Genomic DNA, 8,872 nt, shown 5'->3' with positions numbered 1-8,872 from the left:
GCTGGAGCGGACCGCACCCGGCCGCGCGGAATGTCCCCCGCCACACTGCCCGTGGGGCCGGTTGTCATCATCTGTGGACAGTTCGTGGTCTGCGGGCCCGGGAGCCGAGGCAGCCGCCTAGGTTGAACCGCGGACGTCCGACGGCGTCCCGCGATACCGGCGGATTCACAGGGGAGAGGACGGCGCAGGGCCATGGCAGCTCGACGTGAACGGACACAGTCGGACCGGTCGGCTCAACCAGTGCGGGGACGCACAACCGGGGGCCTCGGGCGCCCGGGCGGCGCGACCGGGGAAGGGGGTGCCGCCGGTGCCGGGCACTCGGTCGCTCCGCCGGCTGTGGAGGCGTGCGATCTGCGCAAGTCCTTCCCGACCCCCGGTGGGGAGCCGATCGAGATCCTGCACGGCATCTCCTGCGCCATGATGCCGGGGCGGATGACGGCGCTGGTCGGACCCAGCGGCTCGGGCAAGTCGACGGCGCTGCTGTGCCTGGCCGGGCTGGAGCCGGCGACGTCGGGTCGTGTCTCGTTCATGGGGCGCGACCTCGGTGGGCTCCCGGCGGCGCGGGTGGCCGAGCTCTACCGCGATCGAGTGGGCTTCGTCTTTCAGGCCTACAACCTCGTGCCCTACCTGACGGTGCGGGAGAACATCACGATCTCCGACACCCTGGCCGGTCGGCGCCCCGACTCGGCACGGGTGCGGGAGGTCCTGGTCGGGCTGGGACTGGAGCCGCGCGCCAACGCGGTCGCGACCACGCTCTCAGGCGGCGAGCAGCAGCGCGTCGCCCTGGGACGGGTCCTCTACCGCCGTCCACCGGTCGTCTTCGCCGACGAGCCCACCGGGGCCCTGGACACCCGCTCGGCCGCCTTCGTCCTGGCCGAGCTGCGGCGCCTGGCCGACGATGGGGCCGCCGTCATCCTCGTGACGCACGACCTGGGGGCCGCGGCCCTGGCGGAGAGCGTGCTCATCATGCGTGATGGCCGCATCGTCGACCGCCGCCGCGGCGCCACCCCCGACGAGCTGCTGGCCGCCGTCAACCAGACGGGAGCTGCGGCATGACCCGCTACACGCTGCGTGCCCTGGCCGCCCAGTGGAGGGCCTGGTCGGGAACGGTGGCGGTGCTGGCCCTCGCCGCGGGGCTCATCAACATCTGCCTGGTGCACCGCATGACCGTCACGCGGCCCGACGTCGTCGCTGCGGCGCGGGCGGCGGGCGTCAACCCGGCCGAGCTCACGGTTCCGGGCGTTTCGGTCGCCTTTTACACGGCGATGGTGACGGTTCCGGTGGTGGCCGTCGTCGGGCAGTCCTGCGTGCAGGCACTGCGCACGAACTGGGCCCTGTGGCGCCTGGCCGGCGCCCTGCCCCGCCAGGTGCTCGCCGCCGTCCTCGCCGCCGTGGCGGTGCTGGGCCTGGTGGCCTGTGTGCCTGGGATCCTGCTGGGGATGGTGGCGGCCCAGCCCTTCGCCTCGGTGCTCACCCGCCTGGCGGCCGCGCGTATGGGACGGATCGAGGTCGCCCAGACACCGACGACGCTGCTGCTCACCGTGGTGGTCGTGGTCGCCGTCGCGGTCCTGGGGGCTGTGGGCCCGGCGCGCGCTGCGGTGAGGACGCCAGCCGTGGAGGCGGTTCGCGACGCCGCCCCGGGTGGGCGAGGCAGCATGGGTGTGGGGCGACGAATCCTCGCCGGACTGTGGACGCTCGTGTGCGCGGGGCAGCTGCTCCTCGCTTTTCTGGCCCCGCCCGGAAGGAAGATCGACGGATGGCCGACCGGTGGGGGCCAGGCGATCCTGGCGTCGCTCCTGCTCGCGGTCCTCGTGGTGCTGCTGGCACCCGCGCTCATCCCGGGGCTGCTGCGGCTGTGGTCGGTGCCGCTGGCGCGGCTGGGCGGACCGTGGCTCATCGCGCGCCGTTCGGCACTGTGGCGCAGCGAGTCGTCGGCGAGTGCCATCGGCCTGCTGGCCCTGGCGATCTCCTTCACCGCGGCACTCACGACCAGTCTCGCCACGGGGCAGGCAGTGGTGGAGGCGGCGCGCCTGAACGTGGCGATCAACCAGGTGGACTCTCTGGTGCTGGCGACGATCCTCGGGGCCATGGCGCTGCTGGGGGCCGTGGCCGTCGTCGGCATGTCCTCCCGGTCCCGGCAGCGTGAGTTCGCGGTGCTGCGCTGCGCCGGGAGCACGGTGCGCGGCGTGCGCCGGCAGGTGGTCGTCGAGGCGGCGCTGTACGTGGGGACGGCGCTGCTCATCTCGCTCGTGCCACTGGTGGTGACGACGGCCGGCGAGTCCCTTTTCTACGTCAGGGCAGGGCTGCCGCTGGTAGTGCGCCCCGGCGTCGGGCCAGTGCTGCTGGTGGCCGTCCTGTCCTTCCTGGCCCTGGCCGCGGTGCTGCTTGCTCCGATCCGGGGCGCCATCCGGACCCCGATCGGCGCCGTCCTGGCGGCCGAGTGACGATGGGCCCGAGGTGGGAGGGGCAGCAGATCGCTAGGACCGAGTGGGTTGGCCACTCGCGGCCCGCCGGCTGCGGTCCGGGTTCAGATCTCGGGGCGTAGGGTACGGTCGCGACGGAGAGGAGGGACGCTGGTGTCCGGTGCAGAGCGCGGTTCGCCGTCGGCCATGAGGATGCGGGTCGACTGGCGGACGCTGGGCGAGTGGGTGCGCCAGCCGGCGCCCGCGCAGGCCGGCCCCGGCATTCTGTCCACGCTGCTCCTCATCCTGTGCGCCACCTACCAGGGCGGCATGATCGGCAGCGCGGTGCTGACCGGCCGTGTCGGCGACGGCGGCCTGGTTGCAGGGATCGCCCCGACCAGAATCGGCTTCGCGATTCTCATTCTGGCGGCCATGGGGTCCACGGCGCTCCTCGCTGCGCGACGCAGGTACCCGCTGGTGGTCTTCCTGACCGAGTGCGCCGTGTACGTGGTGGCCTCGGCGCTGGGGCTCAACAATTTCTTTCTCTTCCCGGTGCTGGTGGCGCTGGGGAGCGCGGTGAGCCGGCTCCCACTGTGGCAGCACCTCGCGGTGATCGGCGCGGCCTTCCTTATGGCGACGGCCAGTGCGGTCCTGGTGGCCCCGCCCGGGGTCCTGATGGAGGAGTGGCTCAGCCAGGTGGTTGCCGTTCTGCTGACGGTCATCGCGGCAATGATGGCCCGCAGCGTCGCGAACTGGCGAGCGGCGCAAGCTGGGGCCAAAGCCGAGCGGGAGCGCTTCCGGGCGCTTCGGGCCGAGCGCGACCGCGCGGTGAACCGGGCCGATATCGCCGCCGAGCTCCACGACTCCGTGGGGCACGGCCTGACCACGATCATCGCCCTGTCCGAGGGGCTGGCCGGTAGCGCCGACCCGGAGATCGATGAGGCGCTCGGCGGTATCAATGAGGTGGCGCGGGAGTGCTTGGAGCAGACGCGCCGGGCGGTGAGGGCCCTGGCTGACGGCGAGGGTGAGCTGGCGGAGTCGCCGGGCCGGGACGGCGTCGGGCGCCGATCCTGGGATGAGATCAGGAGCGTCGTCGGCAGGGTGAGATCACTGGGCGTCACGGTCGTCTTCACTGAGACCGGGCAGCGGGCCGACGACGCCGGGCAGGCCGACCTGTGCTTCGCGCTCACCCGGGAGGCGCTTACCAACGCGGTGCGGCACGCGCCCGCGCTGTCGCAGGTGCAGGTGTCCTGGGACCACGGCGAGTCGGCGGTCACGGTGATGGTTCGCAACGACGGCTCCTCAGGTGGCAGAGGCGGGGAGGGCGATGGCCGCCGTGGTGGACCTGCGGAAGGGACGGGCCTGCTGCGGTTGCGGGACCGGGTCGAGGCGGTAGGAGGCTCGCTGGACTGGGGGTCGGAGGCCGACGGCGGCTGGCGGGTCGCGGCGACGGTGCCGAGAACTCGCGGTGAGGGCTGAGGCGTGGGCGCGGAACCGGAGGGGTTGAGGCCGACGTCGGTCATGATCGTGGATGACCAGCGCTACGCGCGCCTGGGGCTGGCACTCATGATCCGCAAGGCGCCGGACCTGCACGTGGTGGCGGAGGCCGGTGACGGGCAGGAGGCGCTGGAGATCCTGGAGGGGCTGAATCGGTCAACGGGGCTGCCCGACGTCGTGCTCATGGATGTGCGCATGCCGGGGATGGATGGGATCAGCGCAACCCGGGCGATGGTGCGGCGGTTCCCGACGGTGAAGGTTCTGGTGCTGACCACCTACGACGAGGATGACTACGCCTTCGGGGCGCTGGAGGTGGGGGCCTCGGGGTTCCTGCTCAAGGACGTGCGCGCGGCGCAGCTGGCTCAAGCGGTTCGGGCGGTGGCTCAAGGTGATGCTGTACTCACGCCGCGCGTCACCAAGGAGCTCATCGCGCGTGGGGTTCCACGGGCGCTGTCCGGTGCGCAGCGTGAGGGGCTGCGGGAGAGGTTCGGGGCGCTCACGCCCAGGGAGCTCGACGTAGCCCGGCTCATTGCGGAGGGCATGTCGAACGAGGAGATCGCGGAGCGGCTCGTGCTGCAGCCCGCCTCCGTGCGCCGCAATGTCAGCCGCATCCTGGCCAAGCTCCACCTGCGCGACCGCGTCCAGATCGCTGTTGCTTGGTACAAGAGCGGCGGGTGAGATGTGTTGTGTCCTCGTGACTGGGGATATCCTGCGCGGCCGGGGACGTTCGACGCCGTCGGGGACAGGAATCCTGTCCCCGAACGGCGGACTGTCCCCGGCTGGAGCGGACCGCACCCGGCCGTGCGGAATGTCCCCCGCCGGCGTCGGGTGGAGGAGACCCTGTGAGACATAGTGGCCGGTGCCCAGGCGATGGGCGCCTATGACGAAGGCCCTGCTGAGGCGCACCAAGTCCTCGAGGACCTCCGCTCCCAGGACTGACTTTCAGGGTTCGCTTCTTGTGGCGATAGCTAGTGAATGCTCAAGTAGTGCTCGGCATGGGGAAGAGTTCGATCGAGGAAAGCGACGACATGCCGGTGCTGCAGCCCACATTCTTGTGCTACGACGTCAGTTGCGCCCAGGTTAAATGTCGGAATGTGTGACCATGCCCTAATCGCGGTCGCTGACACAATAACTGTGGTTGAAATGAGACTGTTTCGCGGTGTTCCTGCAGCGATGAATTAAGGAACAATCATCCACGATATAGCCTGTAGTGTGGTTGAATACTCCCGAGACTGCAATCTAAGTCGAAAGAGGGTGTCTGGGGGCCTTTGAAAGGAGAGCTTCACTATATTTCCTATGGACTCGCCTGAAGAATAAGAGTGTGACAATAGCTCCTGGCATAAAGGATAGCACTAAAGTCAAAGTTAGAATAGCGTGCGCCGTGGATAATTGCTGATAGGCGACGTAATTAGACGAAGTTGGCCGCCAGTTCCGCATAATGCACTCCAAGAGGAGTGAAATAGCGGAGCCAGACGCCCATGCGATCAACGCCCACCATCGAAAACCGAGGTTGTTCACCTTTACTTCCTGTGTTCGCAGGTACCGGTATTCCCTAATCCATTCAGTTAGGTGAACTAGGCTTCCTGCGGCAAGCAAGACTATGCAAATGCGCAAGCTAACTTTGACAAGAACTAATGTAGTAGTTGGAGGGACTTTTAAAAACGATGAAACTACTGCGACTTGTATAGAGAATGCAAATAGAATAAAAGCAGCACAATATATTCTCCCGCTCATCTTCACTTGAATCGAAAATATGAGCCGCAATGCGCGCTGCATTAATAACAAGAGTACGGCAACTATCGATAGTGCCACTAGTAACTCTGAGTTAAAGTTGTGCAGTAGGGAGGCCTGAGTGTTTCGTCCTAGAGTACTCTGCCATTCAGGAAGTTTTCCCGAAATACTGAGAGTCATTAGGGTGAAGATGAGTAAAAGCAATCCTCCCGTGAGGGCTCCATTGCGGACACGACGCCAAGGGCTTAACTCAAATGCGGCCACGAACACCGAATGAAATAGTTGCACAGTACTCAGAATGAGCGCTAAAAGGAATGAGAATGACAACAAATTTCCTACTGTTGAAAGCAAATTTGAGGCGTCAGTAGTGAATGGCTTCTCTTTAAGATATGCCATAAAAATTCCAACTATTGCACCGATGATACTTATATTGGTGATGTGTTTTCCGTACAGCGTTTTCAGGTAGCCAATGCTTCTCGGGAAAAACCATTTCATTCCCGAGGCTACAAAAATACAAGCGTTTATGAGTGCGCAAACTTTCCAGAGATGAACTGCTCTATTTATGTCTGCGACATTCTCGATTAGAGAAACTTGGCGGCGCAATGCGGCGGCTTCCAAGGCGTTTCTGCGTTCGGTTATCTCGGAAATGAGAGTGATTGAGTCGTCTTTTTCGAGTAGCGTGGCAACTATCTTTGATAATGGAAAATCATCCTCATCGAAGGGGGGTTCGTCATTCGATTTACCTGCAGTCATCTCATTTAGGGCTGCTTCTTCTGATGGAGAGAAAGTGTTGCGCACCCGCTTTCTGCGCTCCACTTCGGCTGCGGCTGCATCATTAAGAGATTTTTGCCATGTTGGTGGCCACATTGATGACGCTCCGACGAGCGCTATAAGAATCAGTACCGAAAACGTGATCGAGTAAATGATCCATTGATACTGCCAAAGGTATTTCATGGACCTAGTATAGTTGGTTTCTGTTGCGTTTTGCGACGGTTCGGTCGCTGACTTTGTTGATAGTTTGATATATGCAAACTAAATCTTGTTCCGTCAGGACCGAGATGGAGGCACTCGCCGTCCCGCAGAATGTCCTCACTCGAGCCTGGAATCCCTACTCCGTCGTTCCCAGCCCCTGGAACCTCTCGACGTAGGCGGCTAGGGCGGCTTGGACGCGGCGCTTCTTCTCGTCGTGGCTGTCGCTGGCCGAGCTGCGGAATCTGGGGGTGGGCGGCAGGATCCTTGTGATCGCAGTCCCCTCAGTGGGCACGTACCCGTTCCGCATGGCGGCCTCCACCAGTGCCTTCGCCGGCCCTTCGCGCAGCTTCTCATCTCGGATGATCGCCGCCAGCTCCTCGCTGCGCCGCTGCTCGATGAATGCCCGCCACTGTTCATCCACGTCCCCGAAGGCTGACACCGCGTGCACGAACTCCTCAATGAGGTCCCGCTTGTTGTGCAGGCTGGGACTGGACATCACAGCCCGGCGGATCTCCACCGGGATCTCCTTGTCCTCGCCGTCGCCCGCCTCCTCGCGGTGCTTCTCCACCAGCATGAGGACGTAGTCGACTCCCACCTCCACCTGCTTGACCAGCTCGATCTCGAAGACGAGATCGTCGTTGACGACCTCCTTCTCCACATCGGCCGCCCGCCGCATCTCGGTGTACAGATCCACGTACACGCTGCGGTAGTCCTGGAACTCGGCCTCGCCGATGACGTCGTCGTCTCCGAAGTCGTCAAAGCTCGCCAGGATGTTGCGCAGCCGCAGGATCCTGCCGAACTGCCGGATGAACTCCTTCTGCTCGGCCTCCGAAGCGATCATCTGACCCGGCTCGAACTTGGCCCGCAGTTCGCCAATCTTCTCCAGGTAGTCCTCCAAGTACTCCTTGTACGGCTTGAGGAGCACCAGCCCGCCGGCGGCCTCGTTGCCGAACAGGGCGATGGCCTCATCGGTCTCCTCCTGCAGGTCCCGGAAGCAGACCACGTTGCCGTAGGTCTTGACTGAGTTGAGGATCCGGTTCGTGCGCGAGAACGCCTGGATGAGCCCGTGCGTGCGCAGCGACTTGTCCACCCACAGAGTGTTGAGGGTCTTTGAGTCGAACCCGGTGAGGAACATGTTGACCACGATGACCAGGTCGATGGTCCGCTCCGCCAGTCGCCGGGAGATGTCCTCGTAGTAGCCCTCGAAGCCCTGCGCGCTCGTGTCGTAGGCGGTGCCGAACTGCGCGTTGTAGTCGCGGATCGCCTCATCGAGGAAGGCACGGTCGTCGGCGGTCAGCTGCGAGGGGTCTACGGCCTCATCGGCCAGCGTCTCCCCGGGCGCATCGGCGTTGGGTGCGTAGGAGTAGACGATGCCGACGCTCAGGCGCCGGTCCGGGACCAGTCCCTCCTGCTGTCGCTTGAACTCCATGTAGTAGGCGCGCGCCGCTCGGATCGACGCCGTCGCGAACAGCGAGTTGAAGCCCAGCACCCGCTTCTGCCCCAGCGTGTAGGAGGAGTTGCGTCGTGTCTTCTGGTCGAAGTGCTCACGGATGTAGCCCACCACCTGGGCCAGCCGCTCGGGCGCCAGTAGCGCCCGCTCGGTGTCGATGCCACCGATCTCGGCGTCGCGCACGGCGTCGGGCATCTTGATCGTGTCGATGTAGTCGATGCGGAATGGCAGCACGTTCTTGTCCCGGATCGCGTCCACGATCGTGTACGTGTGTAGCTGGTCGCCGAAGCAGGGGGTCGGCAAAGTTGGTTTAGGGGGTTGGTTGGGTGAGTAGTTTGATGGCTTGTTTGGGTTGTCGTGACAGGGATCTGGTGGTGCTGGCGATGGAGGTGCTGGCGCCGTGGAAGAGGCGGATGAGGCTGATGGCCAGGTTGCGCAGGGTGGCCATGATCTCGGGGCCGTTGCCGGTGCGTAGCTGGTGGTGGTCCTCGTCGAAGATGACGTCTCTGACCGACGTGGAGACGGTTCTCGATTCCCCAGTGCCCTTGGATCCAGGCCGCGACGACCTCGGGCTGGGCATCGGTCATAGGGAGGGAGCAGATCAGGTAGACCACCTCGACGCGCTTGCGGCCTTTGACGGTTCGGGTGCGTCGGAGCTGGACCACCTGCGCAGCCCCGGGGAAGTCCACCCAGGCGGGAGCCTCAATCGCCTTGGCAGTGCGCCGCACCCGCCGCCCGTGACCGGCATCGACGCTTGAGACGGACGGGACACTCTTCCAGGGCAGGGCCTTGAGCGTCTTGCGAAGGGTCTTCTGGTTGC

At 64.9% G+C, this 8,872-nt stretch carries 6 protein-coding genes and 1 pseudogene; 5 read left to right on the top strand and 2 right to left on the bottom strand.

What is annotated here, in order from left to right:
* Positions 1-336 precede the first annotated feature (336 nt).
* The 4 genes from HMPREF2883_RS11175 (at position 337) to HMPREF2883_RS11160 (ending at position 4,577) form a co-directional block, all read left to right on the top strand.
* Positions 337-1,056 (top strand): ABC transporter ATP-binding protein, encoded by a 720-nt coding sequence (locus HMPREF2883_RS11175; RefSeq protein WP_070662403.1) that lies wholly within the window; start codon positions 337-339, stop codon positions 1,054-1,056.
* A complete protein-coding gene (locus HMPREF2883_RS11170; protein ID WP_070662398.1) occupies positions 1,053-2,444 on the top strand; it encodes an FtsX-like permease family protein in 1,392 nt (463 codons plus the stop codon). The genes HMPREF2883_RS11175 and HMPREF2883_RS11170 overlap by 4 nt, the downstream gene beginning before the upstream one ends.
* Before the next feature lie 132 nt (positions 2,445-2,576).
* Positions 2,577-3,881: a sensor histidine kinase gene (locus HMPREF2883_RS11165; protein ID WP_256277458.1), complete on the top strand. Its 1,305-nt coding sequence runs from the start codon at positions 2,577-2,579 to the stop codon at positions 3,879-3,881.
* 3 nt (positions 3,882-3,884) lie between these two features.
* Positions 3,885-4,577 (top strand): response regulator transcription factor, encoded by a 693-nt coding sequence (locus tag HMPREF2883_RS11160; RefSeq protein WP_081384537.1) that lies wholly within the window; start codon positions 3,885-3,887, stop codon positions 4,575-4,577.
* Positions 4,578-5,138: 561 nt separating this feature from the next.
* Here the strand turns inward: HMPREF2883_RS11160 and HMPREF2883_RS14865 are convergent.
* Both HMPREF2883_RS14865 and HMPREF2883_RS11155 read right to left on the bottom strand, forming a co-directional pair.
* Positions 5,139-6,584: a hypothetical protein gene (locus tag HMPREF2883_RS14865; RefSeq protein ID WP_141759112.1), complete on the bottom strand. Its 1,446-nt coding sequence runs from the start codon at positions 6,582-6,584 to the stop codon at positions 5,139-5,141.
* A gap of 154 nt (positions 6,585-6,738) precedes the next feature.
* Positions 6,739-8,340: pseudogene (locus HMPREF2883_RS11155) on the bottom strand (type I restriction endonuclease subunit R); the annotation flags it as partial.
* Between the two features lie 86 nt (positions 8,341-8,426).
* Between HMPREF2883_RS11155 and HMPREF2883_RS15155 the strand changes: the two are divergent.
* Complete coding sequence (locus tag HMPREF2883_RS15155) at positions 8,427-8,810, top strand: hypothetical protein (protein WP_070662396.1); 384 nt, start codon at positions 8,427-8,429, stop codon at positions 8,808-8,810.
* Positions 8,811-8,872 lie beyond the last annotated feature (62 nt).

Origin of the sequence: Actinomyces sp. HMSC075C01 (assembly GCF_001812965.1) — a bacterium.
GTDB lineage: Bacteria > Actinomycetota > Actinomycetes > Actinomycetales > Actinomycetaceae > Actinomyces > Actinomyces acetigenes.
Note: the sequence above shows the minus strand (reverse complement) of the source record. Positions and strands in the feature narration are given on the sequence as shown.